Below are 785 nucleotides of genomic sequence, written 5' to 3' on the forward strand. Positions count from 1 at the left end.
ATTGTGCATGCCTGTGGCCATTGGGTCTCCCTGCTGTTGTGTTACGAGCCAAGGTTTCCTCGCTCCATTGAGGATGCAGGTCGCTGATCCCATGAAATCCGATTCAGCCGATTACTGGGGTTTCAGTAACCCCACCCTCCGACTCAGCGGCGCGGTGCTGCTGACCAACACCTTCGGCACCCGCCTGCTGCAAAGCAGCGCGGCGTCCAGACTGGACGGCCCGCTTAACACTGCGCGGGCCTTGGTGTTCAAGGCGAGGCTGGGACAACTGCACTTCGAGGGCAGGAATAAAAGCAGCGGAACCCCATTATCCGTAGAGCAAGAGCTAAAAAATCTTCAAAAGCTATCGAGGCGACCTTCTAATGTACTTTTTTGAGTGGCTTATGTACGACGGGCGTGCGACGACTGATTACGAAGCATTGGCGAGAGAAGCTGACCAACAAATAGCGAACGAAGAAAAGCTACCGCCGATCCGGGTAACTCAATCGGTTTCCCACGCGATTTCGGACAACGATTCGCTGTATGCCTATAATTTAACCTATATTGATGTGCGCACACCAAACGACGAAAAGCGAGGATTGATTACTTTAATTCCCGGCATTGGAGGAGCTTTATTAATATGGATGCTCATTGCAACAATTTACTATATCGGCGGAAATTACATATCATTATTTCTCGGTAACGGTGATCACCTGAATACCGTCGACTATATATTTATGTGGATCATTCCCGCCATACCTACAATCGCTCTGTATTTGTACATCAAATACGTCTTCCCCTATTTG

At 49.3% G+C, this 785-nt stretch carries 1 protein-coding gene and 1 pseudogene; both read left to right on the forward strand.

What is annotated here, in order from left to right:
* Window positions 1-376: hypothetical protein (locus tag ACM6J5_RS20420; protein ID WP_414929221.1), on the forward strand; the 376-nt coding region annotated here is incomplete at its 5' end.
* Between the two features lie 7 nt (window positions 377-383).
* Window positions 384-785 (forward strand): annotated as a pseudogene (locus ACM6J5_RS20425) (hypothetical protein); the annotation flags it as partial.

Origin of the sequence: Pseudomonas sp. IT-P74 (genome assembly GCF_949768175.1) — a bacterium.
In the GTDB taxonomy this organism is placed as follows: Bacteria; Pseudomonadota; Gammaproteobacteria; order Pseudomonadales; family Pseudomonadaceae; genus Aquipseudomonas.